The organism is Microbacterium terregens (assembly GCF_039534975.1).
GTDB classification, from domain to species: domain Bacteria; phylum Actinomycetota; class Actinomycetes; order Actinomycetales; family Microbacteriaceae; genus Microbacterium; species Microbacterium terregens.
In genome coordinates, this window is sequence record NZ_BAAAWH010000001.1 from 1,866,075 (window position 1) to 1,880,910 (window position 14,836).

Below are 14,836 nucleotides of genomic sequence, written 5' to 3' on the forward strand. Positions count from 1 at the left end.
TCTGCCGAGCGCTAGCCCGTTGCTCCCGCGTATGTCAGCAGGCTGAGGCGTTCCCGCTCGTACATCATCGTGTGCGCCGAACCGTTCGCCAGGCGCTCTCCGACCAGGGGCAGCTCGCCACCGGTGGCGTGGCGGATCAGCTCCCGGATGAGCGCGCCATGTGTCACGACGATCACCGTCCCCACGGCCGGAGCCGTCGTACGGCGGGCGTCGCGGACGATGTCACTCAGCGCTCGCAGTCCTCGCGCACGCAGCTGCGGCCACGGTTCGGCCCCGGGGATCTCCGCCGCGTGCCAGTCGCCCCAGCGTGTGAGGAACTCGTCGGCGTCGACACCCTCGGCATCGCCGTAGGATCGCTCCCGCATGCCGGGATAGGCACGAGGGGAGGGCAGCCCGAGCTCGTCCGCGATGATGGCGGCCGTCTCCCGCGCGCGCGACAGGTCGCTCGAGACGACGACCGGCGGGGCGAGGCCCCCGGACAGGTCCAGCTGGACGCGGAGTGCGGCCGCGGCATCCTTCGCCTGAGCCCGGCCGGTGTCATTCAACGGGATGTCAGTCGATCCCTGAACGCGCCGGGCACGGTTCCAGTCGGTCTCGCCGTGGCGGACGAGCGTCAGCAGAGTCACCGTTTGAGCTTATGCGCCCGCGGTGAGGGGAGGGCGGGAAGCGCCTCGGCGAGCGCCTGGAGGACATCGCTGGTGCCCGCGTCGATCTTCACGCTCGCACGGCTGTCGGCCCGCGTCTCGCCGCGGTTGACGATCACGATGGGCAGGTGCCGGCGCCGCGCCCGCTCCAGGAGGCGGATGCCGGAGTTGACCACGAGCGAGGATCCGGCGATGACGAGCGCATCGCTGCCGCGCACCAGCTGCTCGGCCTCGCGGAACTTCTCGGCCGGGATGTACTCGCCGAAGAAGACGACGTCGGGCTTGAGCATGCCGCCGCAGACCGTGCACACCGGAATGCGGAATCCCGTCGTGCTCTCCGGGAGCACGTCGCCGTCCGGTCCGAGCCGGACGTTCTCGGGCACCTGGATCCAGGGGTTCTCGCTCTCGACCCGCAGCGCGAGATCGCGACGGTCGAAGACCTGACCGCAGTGCGTGCAGAAGATCCGCCGCATCGTTCCATGCAGTTCGACCACGCGGCGGCTGCCGGCGCGTACGTGGAGTCCGTCGACATTCTGCGTGATGACGCCGGTCGCGATGCCCTGAGCCTCCAGCGAGGCGAGCGCCGTGTGGCCGGGGTTGGGTTCGGCCGCCGCGAAGGCGCGCCAGCCCAGGTGGCTGCCGACCCAGTACCTCCGCCGGGCCTCCTCGCTGTTCAGGAACTGCTCGACGCTCATCGGCGTGCGCACGGGTGCCCCCCGGCCGCGATAGTCGGGGATGCCGGAGTCGGTCGAAATGCCGGCGCCGGTGAGGAGCGCGAGCTTGCGTCCGGACAGTGCGTCCACGGCCCGGGCGATCGCTTCGGCGGTCCGGGCATCCTGCTGCGCCACGGTCGTCATGCGATCACCCCCTCGAGTTCGAGCCTGTGGTCAGAGTGTAGGCGGCGCGGTTTTCCGGGATGTTACGGATCCGCTCGGACCTGAGAGAGTGGGAGGGCGGTCCGGCGCCTCCGGTGGCGCGAAGGGACGGGAGCGCGGGTGAGGGTCATCGAGATTGCCGACGCGGCAGACGCGCGGCTGGCGGATTACCGCGACTTGACGGACGTCGCGCTCCGCCGGGTGCTCGAACCGGACGGCGGACTGTACATCGCCGAATCGGCGAAGGTGATTGGACGCGCGCTGCGGGCCGGTCACCGTCCACGCTCGGTCCTGGTCCAGGCGAAGTGGCTGCCGGATGTGACGGCGCTCCTCGGGGCGGACGTGGCGACCCCCGTGTACGTGGTCACACCGGCGGTCGCCGAGTCGCTGACCGGGTATGCCGTGCATCGCGGCGCCCTGGCGGCCATGCACCGGCCACCGCTCGCGTCGGTGCTCGAGGTCGTGGCGGAGGCCCGCACGGTCGTCGTCCTCGATGACATCGTCGATCACACCAACGTGGGGGCGGCGTTCCGCAGCGCCGCAGCCCTCGGCGCGGATGCCGTGCTCATCACGCCGCGCTGTGCGGATCCGCTGTACCGGCGAAGCGTCCGGGTGAGCATGGGAACGGTCTTCCAGGTGCCGTGGACGCGCCTGCCGGAGTGGGGACCTGCGCGGGAGATCCTCAACGACGCGGGATTCCACCTCGCTGCGCTCGCCCTCACCGACGACGCCGTCTCCCTGGACGAGTTCGCCGCGCACCGCCCCGACCGCGTGGCGCTGATGCTCGGTTCCGAGGGCGACGGGCTCAGCCCCCGGGCGCTGCAGGCCGCCGACACGATCGTGACGATTCCGATGGGCGGCGGCGTGGATTCGTTGAACGTGGCCGCGGCGAGCGCCGTTGCGCTCTGGGCTCTGCGGGAGCGACGCTAAGGCCGTTCGTCGGGCGGCGTGGCGGGGTCGTCCGGCGTGGCAGGCCGGGGCGGCATGGCAGGGTCGTTCAGCGGGGCGGGGTCGTTCAGCGCGGCCAGGGTCGTCACCGGCAGCGGTTCGGGGCGCTTCGCGGCGATCTCGTCGCCGGATGACCGATGGCGGACGCGCCGGAGCACCCAGGGCACGAAGTGGGTTCGGGCCCAGACGAAGTCCTCGCTGCGCGCCGCGCGCCAGGTCCGGATCGGCAGGGGATCGGGCTGCATCGGCTGCAGGTCGTTGGGGACGTTGAGGGCTCGCAGAACCATGCGCGCCACTTCGTGATGGCCCAGCGAGTTGTAGTGCAGCCGGTCTGCGGCGAAGAACCGGGGGTCCTGCACCTCCTTGAGCGCCCACTGGTCGGCGACGATGCACTCGTACCGCTCGGCGATCGCACGGATGTTCTCGTTGTAGATCGCTATCTTTCCGCGGAAGGGCCGGAACACGGGCGTGAAGTTCGTGTCGATGCCCGTGAACACCACGATGGTGGGCCGGTCGCGACTGAGACGAACGATCGCATCCTCGAACTGGGCCGCGATCTGGTCCGGATCGGTGCCCGGGCGGATGACGTCGTTCCCACCGGCCGAGAACGTGATGAGGTCGGGCCGCAGCTCGAGCGCAGGTTCGAGCTGATCGGCTATCTGCGCGATGAGCTTGCCCCGCACCGCCAGGTTGGCGTAAGCGAAATCGTCGACCTGCTTGGAGAGCACCTCGGCAACACGATCCGCCCAGCCGCGGTGTCCTCCGGGCGACTGCGGCTCCGGGTCGCCGATGCCCTCGGTGAACGAGTCGCCGATGGCGACGTAGCGCCGCCATGGGTGGTGGCCGAGATTCCGGATCTCCGCCGTTCGCTGGTCGCTCGTGGACATTCTTCTTCCTCGGGTCTTGACGGCTACGAGGCTACCGCCCTGGGACCGGCGGCGCGCGGCGATATCGCGCGCCTCGTCTAAGGTGGTCAGTCGTTGTCCGCGTCGCGGACGGTGGCACGAGGAAGGGGGCGCGGCATGGAAATCGACGCCCCGACCGAGACGGCACCGACGATCCCGCTCGGCGGCGCTGCCGCGGAGCACCTCTCGCCGGCGTATCCTCAGCGCGCCCCCTGGGGCACGGCGGAGCGTCTGCGCGCCTGGCAGGCCGAGGCGCTGGAGCGGTACTTCAGCCTCGAGGGCCCGGACGGCGTCGGCTCGGGCCCGCGAGATTTCCTTGCGGCCGCGACACCGGGCGCCGGAAAGACCACATTCGCGCTCCGCCTCGCCAGCGAGCTGCTGCGCCGGCGCGTCATCGACCGCATCGTCGTGGTCGCGCCGACCGAGCATCTGAAGACCCAATGGGCCGATGCCGCGGCTCGCGTCTCGATCCGGCTCGATCCGTCCTTCAGCAACCGTCACGTCGCGCCCGCGCGGCACTTCCACGGGATCGCGGTGACGTATGCGCAAGTGGCGGTGAAGGCCTCCGTCCACCAGCGTGTCGTCATGGACGCGCGCACCCTGGTGATCCTCGACGAGGTGCACCACGGTGGTGACGCGCTCAGCTGGGGCGACGCGCTGCGCGAGGCGTACGGTCGGGCGACCCGGCGGCTGCTCCTTTCGGGCACGCCGTTCCGCAGCGATACGGCCCCGATCCCGTTCGTCGAGTACCACCCCGATGAGCACGGCATCCGGATCTCGCGCACCGACTACAGCTACGGATACGGCCGGGCGCTGGCGGACGGTGTCGTGCGACCGGTCATCTTCCTCGTCTACGCCGGGCAGATGCGCTGGCGCACGCGCACCGGCGACGAGATGGAGGCCCAGCTCGGGCAGGACAACACGAAGGACATCACGGCACAGGCGTGGCGCACAGCGCTGGACCCGGAGGGGGAGTGGATCCCCGCCGTCCTGCGTTCCGCCGATCGCAGACTCACCGAGGTTCGCGAACAGGTGCCGGATGCCGGGGGTCTCGTCATCGCGACCGACCAGACCACCGCACGGGCCTACGCGACGATCCTGCGGGAACTCACCGGCGAAGAGCCGGCCATCGTTCTGTCCGACGAGTCCGAGGCATCGTCGCGGATCGAAGCGTTCGGGGCCGGGACCACGCGGTGGATGGTCGCCGTGCGAATGGTCTCGGAGGGCGTCGACGTGCCGCGGCTCGCCGTCGGGGTGTACGCGACCTCCGCCTCGACGCCGCTGTTCTTCGCTCAGGCGGTCGGGCGATTCGTGCGCGCACGGCGCCGGGGTGAGACGGCGAGCATCTTCCTGCCGCACGTTCCCCAGCTTCTGGCGCTCGCGAACGAAATGGAGCGTCAGCGTGATCATGCACTCGACCGCGACACCGAGGGCGACGACGAGTGGGCGTTGGACGAGGACGCGATGGATGCCGCCGGGCGTGCAGAACCGGCATCCGATGACCTGACATACGAGTTCACCTACAAGGCACTCGGATCGGTGGCGCACTTCGACCGGGTGCTCTACGACGGCCGCGAGTTCGGCCAGCTCGCGGTACCGGGAACTCCCGAGGAGGAGGAGTTCCTCGGGCTCCCGGGGCTGCTCGAACCCGAGCACGTGCACGAACTGCTGCAGCAGCGGCAGGCGCGCCAGAGCAAGCACCGCCGCACCCGTGAAGCACGCGAAGGTCCCGCGGAGGCCTCGGCACCGCCCCAGGCGCTGCATCGCACCCTCAAGGAGCAGCGCCAGCTGCTGAACAGCCTGGTGGGCCTGTACGCCCGCCAGACCGGCGACCCGCACGGGATCGTGCACGCCGAGCTCCGCCGCGTCTGCGGGGGACCGTCGGTGACGCACGCGACAGTGGCGCAGCTACAGTCGCGCATCGACCTGCTGCGCGCCCGCGTGCACTCGTAACGACGCAGCCTCCCGTTCGGAAGCCCGAAATGCTGGCAATCCGTGCCGGGTGAAGGGGGTTGCACGCCGCCCTGGCTACCGTGGAACAGTCCCGAACCGCAGCCCGGAGGCTTCCTTGAGCGCGCCCGCCGAACCCACGACCCGCGACCGACATCGCTGGGCCCAGTACCTCGTCGACGAGCGTGCCGAGGCGCAGGTGTACCGCGAGCTCGCCGCGCGCCGCGACGGCGAGGAGCGCGCCATTCTGACGGCGCTCGCGGACGCGGAGGGCCGTCACGAGGCGCACTGGCTCCGCCTGCTCGGCGGCGAGCCCGCGCACCTGCCGCGACCGGACCTGGGCACGCTGCTGCTCGGCTGGATGGCGAAGCGGTTCGGGTCGATCTTCGTCCTTGCGCTCGCGCAGAACGCCGAGGGACGCTCGCCCTACGACAGTGAACCGTTCGCCACGTCGGCGATGGCCGCGGACGAGAAGATCCATCACGAGGTCGTCCGCGGGCTGGCGGCGCGAGGGCGACGCCGGCTGTCGGGCACCTTCCGGGCTGCGGTGTTCGGCGCCAACGACGGGCTGGTCTCCAACCTCGCGCTGGTTCTGGGCATCGGAGCGGCGGGAGCCGCGCCGCATTTCGTGCTGTTCAGCGGAATCGCGGGCCTGCTGGCCGGCGCGCTGTCGATGGGCGCGGGGGAGTTCGTGTCGGTCCGGTCTCAACGCGAGCTGCTCGCCTCCACCGAGCCGAGCGACTACGCCGATGCTGCGCTGCCGTACCTGGATCTGGACGCGAACGAGCTGGCGCTGGTCTACCGCACGCGCGGGATGCCACTGCCCGAGGCGCGGGAACGGGCCCGACGCGTGGTCAGCGCGGCGCAGGACGGGTCGCAGCCGCGCGGGGGTCCCCTGGACGTCCCCTCCGTTGACGACGTCGTCGGCGGAGCGTGGAGCGCCGCGCTGTCGAGCTTCCTGTTCTTCGCGTCCGGGGCGATCATCCCGGTGCTGCCGTGGATCTTCGGGATGTCGGGGCTGGTCGCGGTGGTGACCGCCCTCGTGCTCGTCGGCATCGCCCTGCTGGCGACCGGGGCGATGGTCGGGCTCCTCTCCGGGGGGCCCCCGCTGCGCCGCGCACTGCGGCAGCTCCTGATCGGCTACGGCGCCGCGGCCGTGACGTACGTGCTCGGATGGCTGTTCGGAGTCTCGCTCGGCTGACCAGCGGTTACGGACTCGGGTCTCGAACGTGATAATGTCGATCTTCGGTTGGCGACAACTCACATCCATGCGCGGGTGGCGGAATAGGTAGACGCGCTAGCTTGAGGTGCTAGTGCCCTTTAACGGGCGTGGGGGTTCAAGTCCCCCCTCGCGCACAGAACGAAGAAGGCCCCCATTCGTGGGGGCCTTCTTCGTTTCGTTCGTGCCGGTTGCGGGTCGAAGCCCTTGGGGGTGGGGACAAGTACCCCCTCGCGCAAAGGGAGACAGAGGGTCCCGAAAAGGGCCCCTCGTCGTCGGTCCGGCGGCCCACGTGCAGGGGCGACGGATCGCCAGCGGGTAGGTTGGTCGGCATGCCCAGCCCCGGTTCAGACCTCCCCGAGGTCGTGCGCATCGCGCGTGATCTGATCCGTTTCGACACGTCGAACTGGGGCGGTGGCAAGGCCGAAGGCGAGCGCGAAGCGGCCGAGTACGTGGGCGCGTATCTGGAGTCCCTGGGCCTGTCACCCGAGTACTACGAGCCGGTCCCACGCCGCACGAACGTGATGGCGCGCGTCCGCGGACGCAACCCGGACAAGCCCGCTCTCGTGCTGCACGGACACCTCGATGTCGTTCCCGCGATCGCCGCGGACTGGTCGGTGGATCCTTTCGCCGGTGAGATCCGCGACGGGATGCTGTGGGGCCGCGGAGCGGTCGACATGAAGGACATGGATGCCATGATCCTGACCTCGGTCGCCGACATCCTCCGCGCCGGTGAGCTGCCCGAGCGCGACCTCATTCTGGTGTTCTTCGCGGACGAGGAGAACGGCGGCGTCGAGGGATCCCACTTGGTCGTGACCCAGCATCCCGAGTGGTTCGACGGCGCCACCGAGGCGATCAGCGAAGTCGGCGGGTATTCCATCATGGTCGGCGACCGTCGCGCCTATCTGCTGCAGGTCGGGGAGAAGGCGCTGATCTGGATCCGCCTCCGCGCCCGCGGCCGGGCCGGCCACGGCAGCCGCGTGCATCCGGACAACGCCGTCACACGCCTGGCAGAGGCGGTGGCTGCGCTCGGACGCACCGAGTGGCCGGTGCGCCTCACCGCGACGACGCAGCAGATGCTGGAGGGCCTGAAGACGCTCACCGGCTCGGGCGAGGAGGATCCCGACATCCTGGCGATGTCGACCGGACCCGCCGAGGGATTCATCCGATCGACCCTCCGCACGACGACCAACCCCACCGGCCTGACCGCGGGGTACAAGCACAACGTGATCCCCGACGTCGCCGAAGCACTCATCGACGTGCGCACCCTGCCCGGCGGCGAGGAGAACGCGTTGGCCGATATCCGACGGATCGTGGGCGACGACGTCGAGGTCGAGATCGTCGTGCGCGATGTCGGCCTGGAGGTGCCGTTCGAGGGTGATCTCGTCGACGCCATGGTGGCCGCGCTCGACCGCGCCGACCCGGGCGTCCCGGTCATCCCATACCTCATGGGGGGCGGGACCGACAACAAGGCCCTGTCTGCGCTGGGGATCGAGGGCTATGGCTTCGCCCCGCTCCGGCTGCCCGCGGACCTCGACTTCACGGGCATGTTCCACGGCGTGGACGAGCGGGTCCCGATCGATGCGCTGGTGTTCGGTCAGCGTGTTCTGACGGACCTGCTGCGCACCTACTGATCCTCAGCACACCACTGCCCCGCACACACTCATCTCGACGCTCCCCCCGAGCACGAAAGGCGCGCCATGCTTCTGGAGGCGATCATCCTCGGCCTCGTCCAAGGACTGACCGAGTTCCTGCCGATCTCCTCGAGCGCTCATCTGCGCATCCTCGGGGAGTTCCTGCCGGGCGCACAGGACCCTGGCGCGGCGTTCACCGCGATCACGCAGATCGGGACCGAAGCGGCGGTCGTCCTGTTCTTCTGGCGCGACATCGTCCGGATCGTCACGCGGTGGTTCCAGGCACTCCTCGGGCGGATACCCCGCAACGACCCGGATGCGCGGATGGGCTGGCTCATCATCGTGGGCAGCATCCCCATCGTGGTGCTGGGGCTGCTGTTCCAGGACCAGATCGAGACGACATTCCGCTCGCTCTGGCTGATCGCCGGGATGCTCATCTTGTTCGGCGTCCTGCTCGGCATCGCTGATCACGTGGGCGCCAAGAAGCGCCAGCTGAAGGACCTGACGGTCCCGCACGGCGTCATCTTCGGTTTCGCGCAGGCCCTCGCCCTGATCCCGGGAGTGTCCCGCTCGGGCGGAACGATCACGGCCGGCCTGTTCATGGGCTACGAACGGGCCGCCGCAGCCCGGTACGCGTTCCTGCTGGCGATCCCCGCCGTTTTCGGAAGCGGGTTCTACCAGCTGTTCAAGAGCTGGGACCAACCCGGCGTCTTCACCCTCGGCGAGACCGCCGTCGCGACGGTCGTCGCGTTCGTGGTAGCACTCGGTGTGATCGCATTCTTCATGCGCTGGATCTCCAAGCACAGCTTCCTGCCGTTCGTGCTCTACCGCGTCGCGCTCGGCTCGCTGCTGCTGGTCCTGCTCAGCGCGGGAGTGCTGCAGGCGTACTGACGAACCGTCGAGCGATCAGCGGCGCGGGTCGTCCCGGCCGGGCTTGGTCGGCCCGTCGCCGCCGCGGCGCAGGTACTTCTCGAACTCCTGCGCGATCGCGTCGCCGGACGCTTCGGGGGAGTCCCACGTGTCGCGGGTGCGCTCGAGCTGCCGGATGTACTCGGTCATCTCCTCGTCGTCGGCGGCCGCCGCGTCGATCGATGCCTCCCACGCCGCAGCCTCGGTGGCGAGGTCACCGCGGGGAACCTGAGCGCCGGTCAGGTCCTCCAGGCGGTCCAGCAGAGCGAGCGTCGCCTTCGGCGAGGGCGTGTGCCCGGCGACGTAGTGGGGCACGCTCGCCCAGAGGCTGGCTGCGGGGATGCCGGCGGCATCGGCGGCGTGCGAGAGCACGCTGAGTATCCCGACCGGGCCCTCGTAGGTGCTGCGTTCGAGGCCGAGAGTGTTGCGGATCTGCTCGCTCTCACTCCCGGCGAAGATCGAGATCGGCCTCGTGTGGGGAACGTCCGACATCATCGAGCCCAGCGCCACGAATCCGGTGATCCCTTCGCGCAGCGCGACGTCGACGAACTCCGCGGCGAACGCCTGCCAGGCTCGGGCGGGCTCGACGCCGGTCAGCAGCCACAGCTGGGTGCTCCGCGTCGGCTTGACCGGCTTGAGGATCGTCGCCTCCGGCCAGCGCAGCATCCGCGTCCCGTCCCCGTCGATGGCCACCTGCGGGCGGGTGTACTGGTAGTCGAAGTACAGTTCGGGGTCCACGGAGAAGACCGGCTCGTATTCGCCGCTCTCGCGCAGGTGCGACACGGCGGCGGATGCCGCTTCTCCCGCGTCGTTCCATCCGTCGAACGCGGCGACGAGCACCTTGCGTCCCAATCCGTCCACACGACCTCCTTCCCCCCGGCGTTCGGGGGTGCATCCAGGATAGGCTCCGCCGCCGGATGCCGGGCGGCCAACGCCTCGGCGTGCCCCGACGCCGCGGGAGCCGCGGACGGGCCGCCGGCGTCCCGCGGCTACCATGGAGCAGTGAGCGAGAGCACCTTGGCGGCTGTCCTGTGGGACATGGACGGGACGCTCGTGGACACCGAACCGTACTGGATGGCAGCCGAGGCCGTGCTCGTCGAGCGTTTCGGCGGCACGTGGTCGCACGAGCAGGCATTGCGGCTGGTCGGTCTGGGGCTGGAGGACTCCGCGCGGATCTTCCAGGACGCCGGGGTCCAGATGGGCATCCACGACATCGTCGACCACCTCACCGACGATGTGATGGTCCAGCTCGCCACGAAGGGCGTGCCGTTCCGCCCGGGTGCGCAGGAGTTGCTGGCGAGCCTGCGTGCCGCCGGCATCAAGACCGGGCTGGTGACGATGTCGCTGCGCCGCATGGCGCAGACCGTCGTCGATCTGATGAGCGCCCACACCTTCGACGTGGTCGTCGCCGGCGACGACGCGACCCGCCCCAAGCCCTTCCCCGATCCGTACCTGCAGGCGTGTGCGGTCCTCGGCGTCGACTCCCGCGCAACGGTGGCGATCGAGGATTCGCCCAACGGTCTGCGCTCGGCGGTCGCGTCCGGCGCCGCAGTGATCGGCGTTCCGCACATGGTGTCGATCACCGGCGCCGGCGCGCACGCGGTCTGGCCGACGCTCGCCGGGCGCACCGCCCAGGATGTCGTGCGGTTCCACTCGGGGCATGTGCAGTCCGTTTCCCCACACAGCCCAGGAGATACCCGATGATCGTCGACCGTCCGAGCGGCCCATTCCGGATCGGCGATCGCGTGCAGCTGACCGGACCCAAGGGCCGGCTGCACACCGTCACCCTCCGCGAGGACGGTGAACTGCACACCCATCACGGAGTGCTCCGGCACACCGCGCTGATCGGCCAGCCCGACGGGTCGGTGGTCTCGAACAGCTCCGGTCACGAGTACCTGGCGCTGCGCCCGCTTCTGCGGGACTTCGTCATGTCGATGCCACGCGGTGCGGCCATCGTCTATCCCAAAGATGCCGCGCAGATCATCGCCCAGGCCGATGTCTTCCCGGGCAGCGTGGTGGTCGAAGCAGGTGTGGGTTCCGGCGCCCTGTCGCTCTCGCTCCTGCGGGCGATCGGCGACGGCGGCCGTCTGGTGTCGTTCGAACGACGCTCCGAGTTCGCCGACGTCGCCCGCGCGAACGTGGAGACGTTCCTCGGACGGGTTCCCGAGAACTGGGACGTGGTCATCGGCGACCTCGTCGAGGAACTCCCGAATGCGGTGGCCGCGGCATCCGTGGATCGTGTCGTGCTGGACATGCTCGCGCCCTGGGAGTGCATCGACGTCGTCGCGGACGCCCTGACGCCGGGGGGAGTGGTGCTCTGCTATGTCGCCACCGCCACGCAGCTGAGCCGTGTCGCGGAGTACATCCGGGCGACGGGCCTGTTCACCGAACCAGCCGCGAACGAGACCATCGTTCGCGGCTGGCACGTCGAAGGGCTCGCCGTCCGCCCCGACCACCGCATGGTCGCGCACACCGGATTCCTCATCTGGGCTCGCCGTCTGGCACCCGGAGCGATCGCGCCCGAGCAGCGGCGCCGGGCGTCCAAGTCAAGCTACGGCGACGAGGATGTGGAGCTGTGGACTCCGGGCGCCGTCGGGGACCGGGTGATCACCGACAAGAACCTCCGCAAACGCGTCCGCGACGCCGAGCGCGCCGCCGACGGCGCGCGGCAGGCCGCATCCGGCGATCAGGACTGACCGGGTGCGCCTCTAGACTGTTGCGGTGCGCAAGATCTCCGCTTCCCTCGCGGTCCTCGGACTCCTCTCCGTCGGACTGGTCGGCTGTTCGCTGCCGGGCACGCAGGCGTGTCCCCGGCCGACGGCCTCTGACTCCGCGGTGACCGACCTCATCACGGTGTCGGGTTCGACCGACGACGCACCGGAGGTCGAGCTCTACCTTCCCTTCCACGCGTCCGCGGTGACGGTGCAGGACGAGGTCATCGGCGAAGGCAGCCAGATCACCTCGGACACGCAGCTGATCATGCTCGACGTCAGCATCACGAGCGGAACGACCGGCGAGCGACTCGTCGAGACCGCATACGACGGCGATCTGTCGCGCGTGTCGACGGTCGCGCAGTGGACCGAGGTCGTTCCCGGCTTCGAGGACGCCTTGATGTGCGCGACCGAGGGCTCCCGCATCGTCGTCGCCCTGCCGCCGGGCAGCATTTCGGAGGGGACGGCCGCGGGCCTCGAGCTTGATCCGGAGGACACCGCCGTGGCAGTACTCGACCTCCGCAAGGTGTACCTGGCGAAGGCGGACGGGGCGAACCAGTTCAACATCAGCACGGGGCTGCCCACCGTGGTGCGGGCTCCGGACGGCCGGCCGGGCATCATCGTGCCGGACGCGGAGCCGCCGACCGATCTGGTGATCCAGACGCTCAAGAAGGGCACCGGGCCCGTCGTCACCGGCGATGAGCCGGTCCGCGTGCACTACACCGGTCTGACGTGGGATGACCGCACCGTCTTCGAATCCACGTGGGATGACGTTGCGCAGTCCGTCACGCTGGATTCGATGATCCCGGGCTTCGCCGACGCGCTACGCGGCCAGACCGTCGGATCGCAGGTACTCGTGGTCGTCCCACCCGAACAGGGTTACGGCGATCGTGAGCAGGGAGCGATCCCGGCGAATTCCACTCTGGTCTTCGTCGCGGACATCCTGGGGCTCGACCAGCCCGCGCCGCGCTGACGCCAGACGGGCACGACGCTTAGGATAAGGGTCGTGCCAGCGAACGCTTCTACGAAGAATCCCCCCGAGGAGCGCCTCGTCAACCTGGTCGTCGCGCTGGTCGCGACCGAGCAGGGGTTGACGAAGGACACGATCCTCACCTCGGTCTCCGGCTATCGCGAGCAGACCGACTCGGGGGCGTCGAAGGACGCGCTCGAGAAGATGTTCGAGCGTGACAAGGAGGCCCTGCGCCGGCTCGGAGTGCCCATCGAGACGATCGGGGACTGGGCCGATCCCGATGACCTGCGCGAAGCGCGCTACCGCATCCCCACGGCCGAATACGAACTGCCCGAGGACATCGTGTTCACCCCGGCGGAACTCGCCCTTCTCAATCTCGCCGGCGGCGTATGGAGCGAAAGCTCGATGTCGGCGGACGCCCGCAGCGGCCTCCGGAAGATCCGCGCCCTCGGGATGGCGGTCGACGAGCCGATCATCGGATTCTCGCCCCGGATCAGCCTCCGCGAACCGTCGTTCGCGGTCCTGCAGCAGGCGATCGAACAGTCCCGGGCGGTGACGTTCGGCTACCTGAAGCCCGGGGAGTCCACGCCCCGCACCCGGCGCGTGCAGCCGCTCGCGCTCGTGGACTACGAGGGACGCTGGCACGTGTTCGGCGTCGACCTGGGCGTCAATGCCGATCGGACGTTTCTGCTGTCGCGCATCGTCGAGGATGTCGCGATCACGCGTGACGCGTTCGACCCGGCGCTGCGGGAACGGGCGGGGGAGCGAGCGCTTGCCGGATTGAACGAGGTGGCCGCGCGCAGTCGCGCGCTCCTCGAGGTGAATCCCGGCACGGAGGCCGCGCTCCGGCTCAGCCGCAGGGCACTTCCGGCGGATCAGGGCATTCGCGTGCCCTACGTCGACATTCACATCTTCGCCGACGAGCTGGCCTCGTATGGGCCCGAGGTGAGGGTCGTCGAGCCGGCGGAGTTGCGCGATCAAGTCATCCAGCGGCTCGAGGCGACGCGAGCGATCCACGGAGGAGCCGCATGACCGCCCGCAGACCGCTGATCGCCACCGATCGGGCCGCGCTCATGCTGCAGTTGGTGCCGTACCTGATCGGCAAGGGTGAGGTCTCGATCGCCGAGGCGGCGGATGAGTTCGACGTGACGGCCGCGCAGATGCGGGCGATGGTCGAGACCCTCACCGTGATCGGCCTTCCCGGCGACGGCGGCTACTGGCAGATGGCCAACGACCTGTTCGACATCGACTGGGACCTCCTGGACGAGCAGGACATCATCGTCATCACGAACTCGGTGGGACTCGAACGGGCGCCCAAGCTCACGGCCCGCGAGGCGGCGGCGCTGCTGACCGGTCTGCAGCTGGCCCGGGCGATTCCCGGGGTGGGTGACACCGACCTGTTCACCGGCCTGCTCACCAAGCTGGCTCGCGGGGCGTCCAGCACCCCAGCCGACGTGATCCTCGCCCCCGCCCCCGTGGACGCCGTGCGTGATTCGGTCGCCGAGGCGCTGCAGCGCGGGGTGGCCGTCTCCTTCACCTACAAGGCGCCGGATGCCGCGCCGACTCCCCGCACGGTCGACCCGGTGAAGGTCCTCATCGCCACGGGGGAGTGGTATCTGCAGGGGTGGTGCCACCTGCGGCAGGCCATGCGCACGTTCCATCTGGACCGCGTCAGCGATCTCGAGCTGACCGACATCCCGATCGTGCACGGCGCAGACCCCGTGCCCGGGTGGTTCGAGACCGGTACCGGCGACATCGTCGCGCGCATCCGGTTCCGCGAATCGGTGGCGCCACTGCTCGGCGAGTACCTCGATCGTGCCACCGTCGAGACCGTCGGCGGTGTCTCAACGGCGACGATGCACATCGCCGATGAACACAGTCTGCGGCGGCTCGCCGCACGTCGTGCGGGCTTGGTCGAGATCCTGGAGCCGGAGTCCGCGCGCCGCGCGGCCGCGGCATGGGCCGAAGCGGGGCTCGTGCAGTACCGTTGAGGTGCCTTGGACTATCCCGTGCGCGCGGCTCGGTCGCTCACCGCGGGCTAGAATAAGGCGACGAACCGGAAGGACTCGAC

The 14,836-nt window shown here is 69.8% G+C and carries 14 protein-coding genes and 1 tRNA gene; 11 read left to right on the top strand and 4 right to left on the bottom strand.

From position 1 onward, the window contains the following. Positions 1-11 precede the first annotated feature (11 nt). Both ABD655_RS08490 and ABD655_RS08495 read right to left on the bottom strand, forming a co-directional pair. Positions 12-626 (bottom strand): histidine phosphatase family protein, encoded by a 615-nt coding sequence (locus ABD655_RS08490; protein WP_344713180.1) that lies wholly within the window; start codon positions 624-626, stop codon positions 12-14. Then, positions 623-1,501 (bottom strand): Sir2 family NAD-dependent protein deacetylase, encoded by an 879-nt coding sequence (locus ABD655_RS08495; RefSeq protein ID WP_344713181.1) that lies wholly within the window; start codon positions 1,499-1,501, stop codon positions 623-625. The genes ABD655_RS08490 and ABD655_RS08495 overlap by 4 nt, the downstream gene beginning before the upstream one ends. 138 nt (positions 1,502-1,639) lie before the next feature. On the opposite strand from ABD655_RS08495, the gene ABD655_RS08500 reads away from it, so the two are divergent. Continuing rightward, positions 1,640-2,449 carry a TrmH family RNA methyltransferase gene (locus ABD655_RS08500; RefSeq protein WP_344713182.1) on the top strand — a complete coding sequence of 270 codons (810 nt, stop codon included), beginning with the start codon at positions 1,640-1,642 and terminating at the stop codon, positions 2,447-2,449. Here the strand turns inward: ABD655_RS08500 and ABD655_RS08505 are convergent. Next, positions 2,446-3,354 (bottom strand): SGNH/GDSL hydrolase family protein, encoded by a 909-nt coding sequence (locus ABD655_RS08505; protein WP_344713184.1) that lies wholly within the window; start codon positions 3,352-3,354, stop codon positions 2,446-2,448. The genes ABD655_RS08500 and ABD655_RS08505 overlap by 4 nt on opposite strands. Before the next feature lie 135 nt (positions 3,355-3,489). Between ABD655_RS08505 and ABD655_RS08510 the strand changes: the two genes are divergently transcribed. The 5 genes from ABD655_RS08510 (at position 3,490) to ABD655_RS08530 (ending at position 9,066) form a co-directional block, all read left to right on the top strand. Then, positions 3,490-5,325, top strand: coding sequence for a DEAD/DEAH box helicase (locus ABD655_RS08510; RefSeq protein ID WP_344713186.1), 1,836 nt, complete (start codon positions 3,490-3,492; stop codon positions 5,323-5,325). Between the two features lie 115 nt (positions 5,326-5,440). Next, entirely contained in the window at positions 5,441-6,523 is a 1,083-nt protein-coding gene (locus ABD655_RS08515; RefSeq protein WP_344713188.1) for a VIT1/CCC1 transporter family protein, read from the top strand. A 69-nt stretch (positions 6,524-6,592) separates the two neighbouring features. Further along, positions 6,593-6,678 (top strand) — tRNA-Leu (locus ABD655_RS08520). A gap of 195 nt (positions 6,679-6,873) precedes the next feature. Then, positions 6,874-8,175, top strand: a complete 1,302-nt coding sequence (locus ABD655_RS08525; protein ID WP_344713190.1) for a M20/M25/M40 family metallo-hydrolase — start codon at positions 6,874-6,876, stop codon at positions 8,173-8,175. 66 nt (positions 8,176-8,241) lie between these two features. After that, positions 8,242-9,066: an undecaprenyl-diphosphate phosphatase gene (locus tag ABD655_RS08530; protein ID WP_344713191.1), complete on the top strand. Its 825-nt coding sequence runs from the start codon at positions 8,242-8,244 to the stop codon at positions 9,064-9,066. A gap of 15 nt (positions 9,067-9,081) precedes the next feature. On the opposite strand, the gene ABD655_RS08535 is transcribed toward ABD655_RS08530, so the two are convergent. Beyond that, complete coding sequence (locus ABD655_RS08535) at positions 9,082-9,945, bottom strand: PAC2 family protein (protein WP_344713192.1); 864 nt, start codon at positions 9,943-9,945, stop codon at positions 9,082-9,084. A 141-nt stretch (positions 9,946-10,086) separates the two neighbouring features. On the opposite strand from ABD655_RS08535, the gene ABD655_RS08540 reads away from it, so the two are divergent. From ABD655_RS08540 to ABD655_RS08560, 5 genes are read left to right on the top strand one after another with little or no spacing between them, the layout of a single operon-like run. Continuing rightward, the gene (locus tag ABD655_RS08540) at positions 10,087-10,788 is read left to right on the top strand and encodes an HAD family hydrolase (protein WP_344713193.1); all 702 of its coding nucleotides are present in this window, start codon (positions 10,087-10,089) and stop codon (positions 10,786-10,788) included. Next, a complete protein-coding gene (locus ABD655_RS08545; protein WP_344713194.1) occupies positions 10,785-11,780 on the top strand; it encodes a tRNA (adenine-N1)-methyltransferase in 996 nt (331 codons plus the stop codon). The genes ABD655_RS08540 and ABD655_RS08545 overlap by 4 nt, the downstream gene beginning before the upstream one ends. Positions 11,781-11,805: 25 nt before the next feature. Continuing rightward, positions 11,806-12,768, top strand: a complete 963-nt coding sequence (locus ABD655_RS08550; protein ID WP_344713195.1) for an FKBP-type peptidyl-prolyl cis-trans isomerase — start codon at positions 11,806-11,808, stop codon at positions 12,766-12,768. A gap of 33 nt (positions 12,769-12,801) precedes the next feature. After that, positions 12,802-13,797, top strand: a complete 996-nt coding sequence (locus tag ABD655_RS08555; protein WP_344713197.1) for a helix-turn-helix transcriptional regulator — start codon at positions 12,802-12,804, stop codon at positions 13,795-13,797. After that, positions 13,794-14,756 (top strand): helix-turn-helix transcriptional regulator, encoded by a 963-nt coding sequence (locus tag ABD655_RS08560; RefSeq protein WP_344713198.1) that lies wholly within the window; start codon positions 13,794-13,796, stop codon positions 14,754-14,756. The genes ABD655_RS08555 and ABD655_RS08560 overlap by 4 nt, the downstream gene beginning before the upstream one ends. Positions 14,757-14,836 lie beyond the last annotated feature (80 nt).